Origin of the sequence: Phormidium sp. FACHB-592 (genome assembly GCF_014695795.1) — a bacterium.
GTDB lineage: Bacteria > Cyanobacteriota > Cyanobacteriia > Leptolyngbyales > Leptolyngbyaceae > Stenomitos.
Genome location: NZ_JACJOZ010000075.1, coordinates 64557 through 80809, shown reverse-complemented (window position 1 = coordinate 80809; position 16253 = coordinate 64557). Strand labels below are relative to the sequence as shown.

Sequence of the window (16253 nt, the reverse complement as noted above, 5' to 3'; positions counted from 1 at the left end):
TAGTAGTAGAAATGATCGTGGTTAAACGTGTTTCCGGCGTTCCACCCATTGCTCTAATGCCGCTGTCACTTGCTCAAACACCCCTTGCCAACTTCCCCGTTGGCGTTGCCGAAAGAGCCGCATCATTGGGTACCAGGGACTGTCGTCACGCTCTAGCAACCAGCGCCAATCAGGGGCAAAGGAGAGCAATAACCACACGGGTTTACCCAACGCCCCTGCTAGGTGAGCAACCGCCGTATCAATGGTAATAACTAAATCGAGTTGAGCGATCGCCGCTGCTGTATCAGCAAAATCAGCCAACGTCTGGCTCAAGTCCTGGATTGGCAGGTCAGCCGCCTGCAAATCATTTACGGCAGCACCTTTCTGCAAACTGTAAAAACATACGCCGGGTATCTGGCACAGGTCACGAAAAGGCTCGATCGTGCAGGAACGATAGGGATTGTTTTTGTGGGCAGGGTTACCAGTCCATACAATGCCGACTTTGAGGGGAAGAGAGGCAAGGGGTGAGGGGTGTAGAGTGCTTCCGCTCTGCGGTGGGGACGGGTGAGGCAGGGGAAGCTGAGGCGCGGAGGCAGCGCGGGATGCTTGGAGGTAGGGGATGTCAGCGGGAATCGTTGCCAAAGTTGTGCCCAGAATGTGGGGCAGGCTTAGGAGGGGCGCGTGAACATCAAATGCTGGTAGAGGGCTATCCTGAGCAATCAACTGGTCAATACCTGCCACTGTTTCAAGCAACGGCAGCAGTGAAGGCTGACACTCGACGATCACTCGTCCCCCATGATTCCGTCCACCAGAAGCGCCAAAGGCAGCCTTACGCACCAGGGAAACATAACGAATGAACTGGATTGTATCGCCTAAGCCTTGCTCGGCATGGAGCAGAATCGTTTTGCCTTGCAATGGCGAGCCATCCCACAGCGGTTGAGCAAACGATCGCTGTGTCCAACCGGGTTGCTGCCAGCGCCACTCGTATTCCTGAAAACCCTGCTGTAAGTCGCCTGTCAACAGCAGCGCATGACCCAGATTTTTGTGTGCGCCTGCTGATTGGGGGGCAAGCTGAATTGCCGTACGGTAATGGGAGATCGCCGCCTCCAGCCGACCCAACCGCCGAAGGATAAACCCCTGATTGTAGTAAGCATCAGCAAACTCAGGCTTCAGCGCGATCGCCTGCTCACTATGGAACAGAGCATCCTCCAAACGGTCTTGCTCTTGCAGTACGAGCGCCAGGTTGTAGTGAGCATCCGCATGATCCGGCTTAAGGGCGATCGCACGGTTGAAGGCGGCGATCGCTGCCTTAATGCTTCCCTGCTCTTGCAACGCGCTACCCAGGTTGCTCCAGGCTTCCGGTGTTTCCGGCTGTAGCTGCACAACCTTCTGAAGGTACGGCAATGAGGCGATCGACTGCCCTGCACGACATAATGCGACGCTGAGAATTTGAAGCGCTGCTACCTGATCAGGCTCTTGCTGCAAAATTTCACGACACACCCGTTCCGCTTCTGTAAACTTGCCGTCATGGTAGTGCTGGAGGGCGGTGGGGAGTAGGGAATGGAGCGTAGGGAGTGGGGAGTGGGGAGTGGGGAGTAGCGTGCTGTCTGTTTGTCCATGAGATTGTACAGGGGACGTTTGGGTTGGTGCTAACTGCTGACCACTGACTGCTCTAGCTTGCTTTTCTGTAGAAGTTAGTTGACGGCTTGCAAACGGCTGCCCTCTGCCTTCTGCCCTCCGCCTTCTGCCTTTAAGCTGCTGATGGCTGACCGCTTCTTGCCTCTGCGGCTCTGCCTCTCTGCGGTTCTCCCGTTGTAGTTTAACTAGTGCGTCTTGTATCTGTTCGATCGCGCCTGCCCAGTCTCCATAGGAAGGCTGACGGAAAATCCGCATAGTGGGATACCAGATGCTATCTTCACGCGCCAGCAACCAGCGCCAATCGGGGGCAAAGGGCAGCAGCAGCCAGATCGGTCTACCGAGCGCGCCTGCCAGATGTGCGGCAGAAGTGTCAACAGCAATGACCAAATCAAGCTGCTGCATTAAGACAGCGGTATCGACGAAATCATGCAGATGCTCTCGCAGGTCATGGATGTGAGGATGTGCCTGCAACCGTGCTAAATCGGCAGAGGACGGTTCTTTTTGCAGGCTATACAGGTCTACATTGGGACGATCGGCTAAGGGCAGCAGGTAATCGAGTGGACAGGCGCGCGTCCGGTTATAGGGGTTTTGGGAGTTACCTTCCCAGACAATGCCGATTTTGAGGGAGGAGAGTGGAAAGCGGGGCAAGGAGCGAGGATCAAGGGAAGCGGCGGCAGGTATTTGGAGATAGGGTGTGGTAGCCGGAATCGTTTCTACAGTGGTGCCCAGGATATGAGGCAAGCTCATCAGGGGGGCATGGACATCAAACGGAGGGGGTGGGCTGCCGTAGGAGACGATCGCTGCCACATCAGGTAAGCCCTGAAACAGGTGCATTAATGGTGCATGGCACTCCAGGATGATGCGTCCGCCGCGCTGCGCGACAAGTGGCACATAGCGAACAAACTGAATCATGTCGCCCATGCCTTGTTCGGCGTGCAGAAAGATAGTTTTGCCGTTAAGGGGAGACCCATCCCAGCGAGGTTGCGGTATCGGTCGCATGGGTTGAAAGGTCGGTAGCTTGACCTGCCAGCGCCATTCGTAAGCGGCAAACCCCGGTAGCAGGTCGCCATTGAGCAAAAGGGTCAGTGCTTTGTTCCAGTGTGCTTCAGCAAAATTTGGCTCGATCGCCGTTGCCTGGTTGTAGTACTGCACTGCTTCTTGCAACTTGCCCCGATCGCGAAAGATGTTGCCCCAGTTATTAAATGCTTTGGCATAGTCCGGCTTCAGCGTGATCGCCTGCTTATAGTGGGCGATCGCAGCATCAAAGTCACCCAATTCTTTCAGCGCATTCCCCAAATGGTTGTGTGCTTGTGGAAAGTCGGGCCTCATCGCGATCGCCTGCCGATAGCAAGCCGCTGCCTGTTCAAAGTTTCCTTGGGAGAAGTAGATCAAGCCCAAATTATTGTGGGCATCGGCATAGTTGGGTCGAATGGTGATCGCCTGCTCATAGTGCGCGATCGCTTCAGCCATTAAACCTTTGTGGCGCAGTGCATTGGCAAAATTATTGTGAGCATCCGCAAAATCTGGCTTCAGGGCGATCGCCTTTTCGTAATGCGCGATCGCCTCATCAATGCGATCGGACTCCTGAAGCGCTACTGCCAGATTATTGTGAGTATCGTGGTTGTCAGAGTGTGTTGTTAGTGCGCGGCGGTAAGACGCGATCGCCGCCTCAAAGCGTTGTTCCTGATGGGCGATCATCCCCAACAAATGCCACGCATCCGCGTAGTCTTCCTGTGCTTGCAACACCTGATGACAAAGCTGCTCTGCCTCACGGTAGCGTCCTTCCTGGTGGTGCCGTACAGCGTTTTTAAGAGCTTGTGGGAGTGGGGAGTGGGGAGTGGCGAATCGGGAGTGGGGAGTGGGGAGTGGGGAGTGGGGAGTGGGGAGTGGGGAGTGGGGAGTGGGGAGCAGCGTGTTGTCTGTTTGGACACGAGACGGTTGAATCGGTTGCGACCGTTGGCTACTGGGCGCTGTCGCTTGCTTCTCTACAGGAATTGGCTGACGAATTGCTACAGGCTGACCGGTGACCGGTGACCGCTGACTACCTTTTGCCTTTTGCCTTTTGCCTTTTGCCTTTTGCCTTCTGCCCTCTACCTTCTGCCCTTTCTCCCCCAACGCTTCCCACACCTGCGTGATGACACTTTCCCAATCGCCATGTACAGGCTGTCGAAAGAGGCGCATAGTTGGATACCAGGGGCTATCATGCCGCTGCTGCATCCAACGCCAGTCAGGGGCAAAGGGGAGCAGCAGCCACACAGGTTTGCCTAATGCACCTGCCAAATGCGCGATCGATGTATCCACCGCAATAATGAGATCAAGTTGCTGGATCAGGGCGGCAGTGTCTACAAAGTCATGCAAGTGTGCTCGTAAATCGTGAACATTGGACTGTGTTTGTAACGAGGCTTGCAATTGCTGCTGGTCGGCTAGTGACGGCTCTTTTTGCAGGCTGTAGAGCCGCACATCAGGTAATGCTGCCAGGGTCAGAAGTTGCTCTAGGGGACAGGAACGGCTGCGGTTGTAGGGATTGAGTGGATTGCCTTGCCAAACGATGCCGATTTTGAGTGGAAGTGAAGAAGTGGAGGGGTGAAGGGGTGAAGCGGGAGTAGGGAGCGAGGGGCGATCGCTGGATGGTGATAGCTGAAGGTAAGGGATGTCGGCGGGAATCGTTTCTAGCGTGGTGCCCAGAATGTAGGGCAGGCTCAGGAGCGGCGCGTGGACATCAAACGAAGGGAGCGGACTGCCCTCAGGAATCAGTTGCTGAATACCTGTAACGCCCTGAAGTAGGTTGATGAGGAGCGGTTGGCATTCAACAATGACGTGCCCACCGAGTGCCGCAACGATCGGGGCATAGCGAATAAATTGCAGCGTGTCGCCCATGCCTTGTTCGGTGTAGAGCAGGATGGTTTTGCCGTCGAGCGGTGTACCGTCCCAGCGAGGTTGCTGGAACGATCGAACTGGGTTTTGCTCTCTAAATTTGCTCCATTGGAGCCGCCACTCGTAGCCAGCAAAGCCTTGTGCCAAGTCGCCTGTAAACAATTGAGTTAGGGCTTTGTTCCACTGTGCTTCGACAAACGCTGGATCGATCGCAAGGGCTTGTTCATAAGCGGTAAAGGCAGCAGCAGTGTCACCATAGTTGCGACGGGCAATGCCCAGGTTGTTGTATGCCCCTAAGTAATGAGGCTGGATGGCAATTGCGGCTTCCAAGTGCTCAAATGCTTCTTCAAACTCGCCATCCTGCTGAAGCAAATTGCCTAAGTTACTGTGAATTTCGGCAGAGTTAGGATTAATGGCTAAGGCTCGGCGGTAACAGTCGATCGCTGCGTCTGTCTTACCTTGATCCTGATAGGTATTCCCCAGATTGTTGTGAACTTCGGCATAGTCGGGACGCAGGGCAAGCGCCTGTTGAAACTGAGCGATCGCCGCCTCATATTGCTTCTGTGTTCTCAGCACTGCTCCCAGGTTGCTATGCGCTTCTGCGAATTGGGGTCGTAGGGTGAGTGCGCGTTGATAGTGAGCGATCGCCGCTTCCAGTTGCCCCTGTTCCTGTAGTGCATTACCCAGGTTGTTGTGCGCCTCGGGATACACTTCACGCAGAGATAGCGCTTGACGGTAAGCGCTAACGGCTTCCTCTAACTTGCCCTGCTGCTGAAGTGCGGTCGCCAGCCCATGATGAGCTTCAGCATAAGTTGGCTTGAGTGCGATCGCCTGCTGGTAGTGAACGATCGCCGCTTCTGGCTCCCCCTGCTGTTGGAGTGTATTGCCCCAGCCATGATGTGCCTCTGGATAGTCAGGCTTGAGTGCGATCGCCTGCTGGTAGTAGACGATCGCTTCACCCAGCGTTCCCTGACGTTGTAAGGCAACTGCCAGGTTGTGGTGCGCCTCTGGGTAGTTGGGCTTGAGCAGAAGCGCTTCTCGGTAATGGACGATCGCATCCTCTAATTGCCCCTGATCTTTGAGGGCAATGCCCAGGTTATTGTGCGCTTCAGGATAGGCGGGGCGCAGTCTTAAGGCTTGCTGGTAAGCCGCGATCGCATCCTCTAGCTTGCCCAACTCTTTCAACGCATTGCCCAGGTTATTTAACGCTTCCACATGGTCAGGCTGTCGTGCTAACGCCTGCTGATAGTGGGTAACTGCGTCCTCAAGTTTCCCCTGCCCTTTCAGCACAATGCCCATACTGTTATACGCATCAGGGCTATCGGGTTGCAGCAGTAGGACACGCTCAAAGCAGGCGATCGCCTCCTCAAAGCGTTGCTGCTGATAGACCAGCGCTCCCAAGAGATTAAGCACATCAATAGCATTAGGCTGCTGCTCAAGCAGGTGACGGTACGCAGCTTCAGCTTCAGCAATACGCCCGCTACGGTGCCATTGCAAGGCGACAGCTAATGATTCAGGGGGATGCGTCATAGCAGGCTTCCTATCCTGTACTGCCTCGTAATTGTTGTGGTTGTCTATGAGGCAATCTATTCTACCCGCCTCGCAAAGCCAGTAACGCCCAGCGTAATGCCCTGTAACACGAGCGACCGCCCGACCTCCTTAGTGGCTTTAGACCGAGGACAGAAATGATTCTGCTGATTGACTTTGACTGAATGCAAAACACGAGCAGAGAACCGCGGAAACAAATAGACCGAGGACAGAAATGATCCTGCTGATTGACTTTGACTGAATGCAAAACACGAACAGAGAACCGCGGAAACAAATGTTTAGACGCGCTCTAGATGAAGCCAACCCTCCTTCACCCTTCTACTCCTTCACCCTTTCACTCCTTTATCTTTCCACTTGCTAGGGATCAAATGTTAGCAGCTCTTGAGCAAGTGATCCTCATAAGCGCGTAATGTCAGGAGTTCATGACATTACGATCCCCGTTTTGCCTGAGAATACGTATAAATGCCTAAAATTCAGTAGCTTCCACTCTTGACCCAAATTTTACTTTGTCGCAATATAAGCCTAACGAAGTGATCCCAGCATCTTTGGATCCCTGATCCCAATTGGGATCAGAAGCAACTGATTGAAATCGAGCTAACTAGCAACAAATGCTTAATCTGGAGAGCAAACCGCCATGACTAAAGAACGTCCTCCTCTTGAAGACATGACTTTACGGCAACTCCGCCGAGTTGCCAGTGAATATGGTGTCTCTCGTTATAGCCGGATGCGTAAAGAGCAACTTCTAGCGTCCATTCAAGAAATTCAGCAGCGTACTCAGGGCACATCTATCTCAGCCAGACCATTGGAGGCACAAGCAGAAGTGGAAGCAGCAAAATTTGATTTGGGTCAAGACGATCGTGTGGGTGGTTCATTGTCTGCCGTCGATGAAGGGCTGAATGATCTTCCAGCTGGCTATGGCGAGAGCCGCATTGTGCTGATGCCGCGTGATCCACAGTGGGCGTACACCTATTGGGACATCCCCAATGAACAAAAAGAAGCCTTACGTCACCAAGGTGGACAGCAGATTGCCCTGCGTCTTTACGATGTGACCAATGTCAATTTGGCTTACCAGTCGCCACACAGTATTCAGGAATATCCTAGCGATGAGCTAGCACGGGAGTGGTACTTGCCAATTCCTGTTAGCGATCGCGACTACGTAGTGGATATTGGCTATCGCTGTGCGGATGGTCGCTGGCTTGTGCTGGCTCGCTCTGCACCAGTGCGAGTGCCGCCTGTTTATCCTTCTGACTGGATTGATGATCAGTTCATCACAGTGGCATGGGAGGAGCCGCTGGTTGACAAAACATTCCTGGAACTGGTGCCACCGAGCGCTCGTCCAGTGACGATGGGTGCGGGTGCAGGTGCTGCTACAGGTACGGGCAACGCCATCTATGATCAAATTTTTGGTTTGGCAGAAGCGACCGAAGTGCAGCGTGTAGCAGGTTCCCTTTACGGCTCGATGCAACAGTCACCCGTGCATGAGCAAGCCATTAGTTCCTATGTCTTTCCCTCAGGTGCTGGTGCGTGGGCACTCCCCACTACATCTGGTCTGACGATGTCGGGCGTTGGTATGTCTGGCGTTGGGTTCTCTGCCTCTGCACCTCCTATCCGTCCCCGTCAGTTCTGGCTGGTTGCGGATGCTGAGTTAATTGTCTATGGCGCAACGGAACCAGATGCAACGGTCACGATCGGCGGTCGTCCAATTAAGCTGAACTCGGATGGCACCTTCCGCTTTCAAATGTCGTTCCAGGATGGTTTGATCGATTACCCGATTCTCGCAGTCGCGGCTGATGGTGAGCAGAACCGTGCGATCCACATGAAGTTCAATCGCGAGACTCCTGAACGGCGCACCAATACTAAAGCTGAAGCGGTTCAAGAGTGGCTTGCCTAGTCTAAGTAAGACAGCATTCCGTACCCCCTTTGCCCCCGATCTCATGATCGGGGGCTTTTTGCTGAGTCGGCTGCAAGGCACTCATCTTTGCCAAAAATGCTGATAATGAGTTATTGCCGCTCGATATACACCTCTCAACGCACAAACGCCATGCAGACCAGCGATGCTCTTACAGAGTCACGACATGAACGCCTCACGAACCTTACTCAGAATTTGACAGGACTCAACCGTGTGGCAACAGTAAGCCGCACGACGGGCGAAACAGACGTGCAGGTAACGCTGAATCTCGATGGCACTGGGCAATGCACTGCCAAGACTGGGGTTCCCTTTTTGGATCATATGCTGCACCAGATTGCCTCGCACGGGCTGCTTGACTTGGATGTGCGGGCGACAGGCGACATCGAGATTGATGATCACCATACCAACGAAGATGTGGGCATCACGCTAGGGATGGCTTTGGCAAAGGCACTGGGCGATCGCAAAGGCATTGTCCGCTTTGGTCACTTTGTTGCGCCGTTGGACGAAGCCTTGATTCAGGTGGCGCTTGATTTTTCGGGTCGTCCTTATCTCAGCTATGGGCTAGAAATCCCCACGCAGCGTGTTGGCACCTACGATACGCAGTTAGTGCGCGAGTTCTTTGTAGCGATCGTCAACCATGCCCAAATGACGCTACATATTCGCCAACTGGACGGCATTAACTCCCATCACATCATCGAAGCAACGTTTAAGGCACTGGCGCGATCGCTCCGTATGGCGGTCGAAATTGATCCCAGGCGGGCGCATACGATCCCCAGTTCTAAAGGTGTGTTGTAAAAGAAGGCAGAGGGCAGAAGGCAGAAGGCTGACCGCTGATCGCTAAAAACGACTGGTTCTTGACACATCCCAAACGCCTGTCACTGCCTCCTAAAGTGTTGGAATCTGGCTCATTTGTTCTAGATTCAGCACCTCTGCCAGCGTTGCAGCATTCATCAAGCCTCGCTCTAGCACGATTTCGCGGAGTGATTTGCCTGTTTCAAGGGATTCTTTCGCCACGGCAGCGGCATTGAGATAGCCAATATGTGTGTTAAGTGCAGTTACTAACGCCAAACTACCCTCTGCGTAAGCAAGACAGCGATCGCGATTGGCAGTAATGCCTTTAATACCTTTCTCAGCAAGTGCGGCGATCGTATTGCCGAGAATCTCGATACTATGAATCAGATTGTAGGCAATGAGGGGCATCATCACGTTTAGTTCAAGTTGTCCCGCTTGGGCAGCAAGGGCGATCGCGCTGTCGTAGCCCATGACTTGAAAGCACACCATTGAGGTCATTTCTGCCATCACGGGATTGTATTTTCCTGGCATGATGGACGAACCAGGCTGGACGGGCGGCAGTTGAATTTCTTTGAAGCCAGTCTTTGGTCCCGAATCAAGCAGGCGCAGATCGTGAGAAATTTTGACGCAATCTTGCGCCAGGTTTCGTAAGGAGCTAGAGACGTTAACGAAAGGAGCCATGCTTTGCATTGCTGCCATCAGATTGGGTGCGGGTCGTAACGGTTGATCGATCAGATCTGACAAGATTTCTGCCACGCGAAAGCGATACTGCGGATGGGTATTGAGTCCGGTGCCTGCTGCACTCCCGCCTAAGCCAAGCACCATCAAATCTTTAGAAGCCGTTTCAATGCGAAGCAGATGTTCGCTCAAGATCTGTGCCCAGGCACGGAAGTTGTCGCCTAATCGCACTGGCACCGCGTCTTGTAAGTGCGTTCTACCCGATCGGATCACGTCTTGAAATTCCTGCCCTTTGGCTTCTAGTGCTGCGATCGCCCCTGCCAACGCCGGGTACAGCGATCGCTCCAGCGCCAACAGCCCACCAATCCGAATTGCTGTCGGAATCACATCATTAGTAGATTGCCCATAGTTCACATGATCATTGGGGTTCAGCCGTTTGTAGTTACCTTTGACATCACCTAGAAGCTCCAGTGCCCGATTTGCCAGCACTTCATTCACGTTCATGTGATGCGATGTGCCTGCACCTGCCTGATACACATCTACTACGAACTGATCGCGCAGCTTGCCGTTTAGCACTTCGTCGGCTGCCTGCACGATCGCCTGACTGATTTCAGGTGTGATGCAATCGAGTTCACCGTTGGCGATCGCGGTTGCCTTCTTAATTAGCACACAAGCATCAACATAGGTTGGCAAGGGCTTTAAGCCGCTAATCGGAAAGTTCTCGATCGCCCGTAGCGTCTGAATGCCGTAGTACGCTGTATCGGGAAGCTGCCGATCGCCCATCGAGTCTTTCTCAACGCGATACGCTTCTGGGTTCGTCATAAGATTTTCTAGTGATGTCTCTGGTCTACTTGCTTTCACCAATATTCCACAAGTGAGTACTCAAGCGGTTATTTGCGATACTCCTATCTCAAAACAAGACTATTGCGTTTGTCAGACCTGGAAGCCTAATCGGTGGAGCAAAGTCAGATGGCTTCGCCGAAAAGCTGAGTCTTTACTGTCACCTCGCTGCCCAACTCATTGTGTCCATGAATGCAGCGATCAAGCAGCGTGTCAGGTACTTGAATAAGCCCCCTGTCAGTGAGAAAGCGGGTAATTCGATCACAGGCTTTAAGCAAGTATTTTGACTGCTCTTGCACAGGATTGAGGAAACTACTGTCGTTGACGGGTAAAACTGTGTACGCACTCAAAAAGAAGAACCCGCCTTTGCGGCTAATATTGACTCGTACTTCGAACTGGCTAGCTTTCAACAGAGCGAAATGATTATCATTTGGCTTTGATAGCGGTGTGTTGCCTTTCTCATCCAGCAAAATGATCAAACCGTAACCCTTGCGGTAATTGAGATCGGGGTCATAGAACACAATGACATCAAGTTTTTTTGCTAGAGCTGCACCTAATTCAGTAACTCTTTCTTCATCGAAACGCTCAATATCGTTGGATTGCAAGTCGCAGAGCCACTGAAGCAGGCGATCGAGAAAGACGTTTGACTCATCTCGACTTGGACCTGCATTAAAAGACTCATGACGTTTCTTACCCATTTCGCCTAGAACTCTTATTTTGACAGAGAATTCTATACTATGTATCAGAATAGAAAGGTTATCAGAATTTTAAATTCAAGCATAGGCATTCAAACTAACGATAAAAAAGGTTAAATAATTGACTATTTTTCTGGGAGAAGAGTTTGTAGGAGATTGAGAACATTTAATCCCATTATCTTCTCAACTTCTTGTTTAGAAAAGCCTTCTACTAATAACGCATTGGTAACTTGAACCATATCAGCAACATCAAACGGAAGCCGGACAGCGCCATCAAAATCTGAACCAAGCGCAACGTGATCAACACCAACTAAATCTGTCACATAATGGATAGCACGAGCAATCGCGGTTGCGTCATTTCCGCAGGTTGCTGTTTTCCAAAAACCAATGCCAATCACTCCTTTATGTTGAGCGATTTGTTGTATTTGGCGATCGCTCAGATTTCTAGCATTGCTACAGGTTCCCTGCACACCTGTGTGAGAAACCAATACAGGGGTGTTGGTGAAATCTAGCACCTCATCAATTGTTTGAGATGAGGCATGAGCCAAGTCGATAATCATATGACGGCTTTCCATCAGTCGTACTACCTCACGACCAAACGAAGTCAGTCCTCCCTTTTTGATTCCATGCGCAGAGCCACTTACGTCATTATCAAAGAAATGAGCTAACCCAATGAGCCGAAAGCCCGCTTTGTAAAAACGATCGACATTTTCAATCTTGCCTTCTAAAGCATGTGCGCCCTCTAATCCTAATAAACCTGCTGTGATTTGTACATTACGCTGTCTTGCAGCAAGATAATTGCTTAAATCTTGCTTCGATGTGATGATTTTGAACTTGCCTTCAGCTTTTAACTCAAGAGCTTTCAATCGGTCAGCTTGATATAAAGCACGTTGTTCAAGGTTAAACAAAGCAGGAATACGCCAGCGTTGTAGGATGGCAAGTTTCGTGATGTCATCACTACGACCATCATTATTTTCTAAAAGTAATGGAGCCGGAACTTTTGTTACAGCTGTAAAAATTTGTAAGGCAACATTACCTTGAATAAGTCGTGGAACATCAACGTGACCATAGTTTAATAACTTGGATAAGTTGCTCCCCCATAGCAGAGAATCTGCATGCAAATCAGCAACAACTAAAGATTTATGTAAGGTCTGGGCAGCGTCTGAAATTGGTTGACTCTCACTACCATCAATAGGGTTGAATCGCTTTGCGACAAAAGATGGACCGAAGGAGAAAATAACAGCCAAAACAATGGCTGTAACCAATGTGCTGATTAGTCCAAAGAAGATAACTCTTCTTACTCGCCTTTTCCGGTTCACGCTGGTCTTACAAATAACTTAGATATTGTTGATTATTCTACTAAGAGCTTACAGGTACATCTCTGAAGGTCGCTCAGTCCCCTGACAAGCCCTCTATTATGAAGATAGGTAACTCTTCTCATCAGACTGCGTAGCTTCAACATGGCGTTTTCTTCTATCACTCGTGCGCTGGGGCGCTCGCCCCTCACCACCGAACTCTTAGCGAAACTTCAGCAGCATCAATATCTGAAGTTAAACGGCTTGGCACGGTTGCCTAAGGGCTTGGTCAGTTCTGCCTTAGCGCAGGCGCAGTCTCGTAATCTACTGGTCGTCACCGCCACGCTGGAAGAAGCCGGACGTTGGACTGCCCAACTCGACGCAATGGGCTGGCAAACCGTTCACTTTTACCCCACATCCGAATCATCACCCTACGAGCCATTTGATCCTGAATCGGAGATGGTTTGGGGGCAGTTGCAGGTGTTGGCAGATCTGGTGAGGGGAGAGGGGAGAGGAGAGAGGAGTCAGGAAGAAGCCGGAACAGGGGAGCAGCAGGAAGCAAGAGGGAGTAACTCAAAACTTAAGTCTCTTACCCCCCATCCCACACCTCATCCCCCATCCCCTTCTCTCGCGATCATCACCACCGAACGCGCCCTTCAGCCTCACTTGCCTCCTGTTTCTGCCTTTAAGCCATACTGCTTAACGCTGAAGCGAGGCACAGAGTTAAACCTGGAAACATTGGGGCATGAATTGGCGCGGCTAGGCTACGATCGCGTGCCGCTGGTCGAGACAGAAGGGCAGTGGAGTCGGCGGGGAGACATTATTGATGTGTTTCCGGTTGCGTCTGAATTGCCAATGCGGTTAGAGCTTTTTGGCGATGAGTTGGATCAAATTCGGGAGTTTGACCCGGCAACACAGCGATCGCTCGATCGCATTGAGCAACTCGTGCTCACGCCCACAAACTTTGCGCCCATCATTCAAACCGCGCTCACAGGCAGTAAAGCCGATGCCATAAAAGCGTTTTTGTCGGAAGAAGAGCAGGAGAAGTTTGATCAGGGGCTGATGCCGGAAGGCTCCCGTCGCTTTTTGGGTCTTGCGTTTGATAAGCCTGCATCGTTGCTGGATTATCTACCCGAAAACACGCTGATCGCGATCGACGAACCTGATCAATCAGAAGCCCACGGCGATCGCTGGTTCGAGCACGCCGAAGAGCAGTACGAAGAAGGCAGAAGGCAGAAGGCAGAGGGCAACGTTATTGACTCTACAGGCGAAGCAAGAGTAGATAACGTTGGAAGAAGGCTGGATTTTCCCCGTATTCATCGGACGTTTGCGGAGTCGTTGGCTGAGGTCGAACTCTTCGATCGCCTTTACCTGTCCGAACTGGCAGAGGAACCAAAGGTACGAACCGCGCAGGATAAGGGTCCTGCTCCAATTAATTTGGCGAGTCGATCGGTGCCTGCCATTCCTCATCAGTTTGGCAGACTGGCGGAAACTTTGCGGGATGAACGCGATCGCGGCTTTTCGATTTGGCTAGTGTCGGCACAACCGTCGCGCTCGGTGTCCTTGCTGCAAGAACACGATTGTCCAGCGCAGTTCATCCCAAATCCGCGCGATTTCTTAGCGATCGACAAGCTTCAGGTGCAGCACGTCCCCGTTGCAGTGAAATACTCTGGCTTGGCGGAACTGGAAGGCTTCATTTTGCCGACTTTCCGTCTGGTTGTCGTGACCGATCGGGAGTTTTTCGGTCAACATTCCCTGGCAACGCCTAGTTACGTCCGCAAACGTCGGCGGGCTGCCTCTAAACAGGTTGATCCCAACAAGTTGCGTCCCGGCGATTACGTCGTGCATAAAAATCACGGCGTGGGTCGCTTCCTCAAACTCGAAAGCCTGACGCTCAACCATGAAACCCGCGAGTATCTGGTCTTGCAATACGCCGATGGCTTGCTGCGGGTAGCAGCAGATCAACTCAGTTCGCTCTCGCGCTTTCGGGGGGCAGGCGACACCACGCCCGAACTCAACAAGATGTCTAGCAAAGCTTGGGAGCGCACTAAGAGCAAAGTCCGCAAAGCGATCAAGAAAGTGGCAGTGGACTTGCTCCAGCTTTATGCCCAGCGAGCGCAACAAACTGGCTTTACCTATCCCGCTGATATGCCCTGGCAGGAAGAAATGGAAGAGTCGTTTCCCTATCAGCCCACGCCAGATCAACTGAAAGCAACGCAGGATGTAAAGCAGGATATGCAGAGCGATCGTCCGATGGATCGGCTCGTTTGTGGCGATGTTGGCTTCGGTAAAACAGAGGTTGCCATTCGCGCTATTTTCAAAGCGGTAACGGCTGGCAAACAAGTGGCAATGTTGGCTCCTACAACTATCCTGACGCAGCAGCACTACCACACGCTAAAAGAACGGTTTGCACCTTACCCCATTCAAATCGGTTTACTGAACCGCTTTCGTAGTCCGCAAGAGCGCAAGGACATCATCCAACGGCTCAAAACGGGCGAACTGGATATTGTAGTTGGCACCCATCAACTGCTAAGTAAGGACGTGCAGCCAAAGGATTTAGGCTTGCTCGTAGTGGATGAAGAACAACGGTTTGGCGTGAACCAGAAGGAGAAAATTAAATCGCTCCGTACGCAGGTTGACGTGCTAACTCTCAGCGCTACGCCGATTCCCCGCACTCTCTACATGGCGCTTTCAGGCGTGCGCGAGATGAGCCTGATCACGACTCCGCCGCCCTCTCGCCGTCCGATTAAAACGCACTTGTCGCCTTACGACCCCGAAGTGATGCGTACTGCTATGCGGCAAGAACTCGATCGCGGTGGGCAAATCTTCTACGTCGTGCCTCGTGTAGAAGGTATCGAAGAAATTGGCACACGCATCCGTGAAATGATACCGGGAATTCGTATTGCGATCGCCCATGGACAGATGCCCGAAGCTGAACTTGAAACGACCATGCTGACCTTCAGCGAAGGCGAAGCAGACATTCTTCTCTGCACCACCATTATCGAATCGGGGTTGGATATTCCCCGCGTTAACACCATCCTGATTGAAGACGCGCAGCGGTTTGGGCTGTCGCAGCTTTACCAGTTGCGGGGACGAGTCGGGCGGGCAGGCATTCAGGCGCACGCATGGCTGTTTTACCCCAAGCAAAGCCAGCTAACGGATACCGCTCGTCAGCGTTTACGAGCCATTCAAGAATTCGCGCAGCTTGGCTCTGGTTATCAACTCGCTGTACGGGATATGGAAATTCGCGGTGTGGGCAACCTGCTGGGTGCGGAGCAGTCTGGGCAACTGGATGCGATCGGCTTTGACCTTTACATTGAAATGCTGGAAGAAGCGATCGGCGAAATCCGTGGGCAGGAAATCCCCACTGTCGATGACACCCAGATTGACCTCAACCTGACCGCGTTCATTCCGGCTGATTACATCCCTGATCTTGATCAAAAAATGAGTGCCTATCGTGCTGTTGCCTCTGCCGAAGGCAAGCAAGAATTGACGCAGATCGCCGCCGACTGGAGCGATCGCTATGGTGCCATCCCTGCTGCTGCCCTTCAGCTCATCCGCATTGTGGAACTAAAGCAAGTAGCTAAAAAGTGCGGTTTCTCTCGCATCAAGCCTGATGGCACTCAGCATATTGTGCTGGAAACACCAATGGCAGAACCTGCCTGGAATCTACTTAAGGCTAATCTGCCGGATCATTTGCATTCGCGCTTTGTCTACACACCAGGGAAGGTGACAGTGCGAGGACTGGGAGCGTTGAAGGCAGAACAACAGCTTGATAGCTTGCTCAACTGGCTCAGTCGAATGCAAGGTGCCTTACCAGAACCCGCGATCGTCTGAAGCCAAATACATCTGCGTTTCCACCTCAATGCTAGAGCACGTTTGACAAAAAGGGCGCTTCTTAAACTGAAGGCCTCCCAACTACGAGTTACTATTGGCACAGATATTTGGGAACAATTACTGAGTGATCTTGATCGCAGACGAAGCTTTTAATTTGATGTACTTCTA

General features: G+C 52.0%; 7 protein-coding genes. 3 read left to right on the top strand and 4 right to left on the bottom strand.

The genetic code is table 11. The features are described 5' to 3' along the window. Positions 1-21: 21 nt before the first annotated feature. Positions 22-6021: a tetratricopeptide repeat protein gene (locus H6F86_RS21865; RefSeq protein ID WP_190451207.1), complete on the bottom strand. Its 6000-nt coding sequence runs from the start codon at positions 6019-6021 to the stop codon at positions 22-24. Between the two features lie 652 nt (positions 6022-6673). Between H6F86_RS21865 and H6F86_RS21860 the strand changes: the two genes are divergently transcribed. Then, positions 6674-7930, top strand: a complete 1257-nt coding sequence (locus tag H6F86_RS21860; RefSeq protein ID WP_190451205.1) for a DUF4912 domain-containing protein — start codon at positions 6674-6676, stop codon at positions 7928-7930. A gap of 150 nt (positions 7931-8080) precedes the next feature. After that, the gene (hisB, locus tag H6F86_RS21855; RefSeq protein ID WP_190451203.1) at positions 8081-8743 is read left to right on the top strand and encodes an imidazoleglycerol-phosphate dehydratase HisB; all 663 of its coding nucleotides are present in this window, start codon (positions 8081-8083) and stop codon (positions 8741-8743) included. A 90-nt stretch (positions 8744-8833) separates the two neighbouring features. Here the strand turns inward: hisB and H6F86_RS21850 are convergent, their stop codons facing one another. From H6F86_RS21850 to H6F86_RS21840, 3 genes are all read right to left on the bottom strand, one after another. Beyond that, positions 8834-10240, bottom strand: a complete 1407-nt coding sequence (locus H6F86_RS21850) for an aspartate ammonia-lyase (protein ID WP_190451201.1) — start codon at positions 10238-10240, stop codon at positions 8834-8836. Between the two features lie 143 nt (positions 10241-10383). Then, entirely contained in the window at positions 10384-10956 is a 573-nt protein-coding gene (locus tag H6F86_RS21845; RefSeq protein ID WP_190451199.1) for a hypothetical protein, read from the bottom strand. A gap of 122 nt (positions 10957-11078) precedes the next feature. After that, positions 11079-12218, bottom strand: coding sequence for a dipeptidase (locus tag H6F86_RS21840; RefSeq protein ID WP_199305414.1), 1140 nt, complete (start codon positions 12216-12218; stop codon positions 11079-11081). A 195-nt stretch (positions 12219-12413) separates the two neighbouring features. On the opposite strand from H6F86_RS21840, the gene mfd reads away from it, so the two are divergent. Beyond that, the gene (gene mfd / locus H6F86_RS21835) at positions 12414-16085 is read left to right on the top strand and encodes a transcription-repair coupling factor (RefSeq protein ID WP_190451194.1); all 3672 of its coding nucleotides are present in this window, start codon (positions 12414-12416) and stop codon (positions 16083-16085) included. The last annotated feature ends 168 nt before the right edge of the window (positions 16086-16253 follow it).

Bases quoted from the DNA above. Each gene is read 5' to 3' on its own strand.
- H6F86_RS21865 (WP_190451207.1), bottom strand. From the start codon at position 6,021: ATGACGCATCCCCCTGAATCATTAGCTGTCGCCTTGCAATGGCACCGT.
- H6F86_RS21860 (WP_190451205.1), top strand. From the start codon at position 6,674: ATGACTAAAGAACGTCCTCCTCTTGAAGACATGACTTTACGGCAACTC.
- hisB (WP_190451203.1), top strand. From the start codon at position 8,081: ATGCAGACCAGCGATGCTCTTACAGAGTCACGACATGAACGCCTCACG.
- H6F86_RS21850 (WP_190451201.1), bottom strand. From the start codon at position 10,240: ATGACGAACCCAGAAGCGTATCGCGTTGAGAAAGACTCGATGGGCGAT.
- H6F86_RS21845 (WP_190451199.1), bottom strand. From the start codon at position 10,956: ATGGGTAAGAAACGTCATGAGTCTTTTAATGCAGGTCCAAGTCGAGAT.
- mfd (WP_190451194.1), top strand. From the start codon at position 12,414: ATGGCGTTTTCTTCTATCACTCGTGCGCTGGGGCGCTCGCCCCTCACC.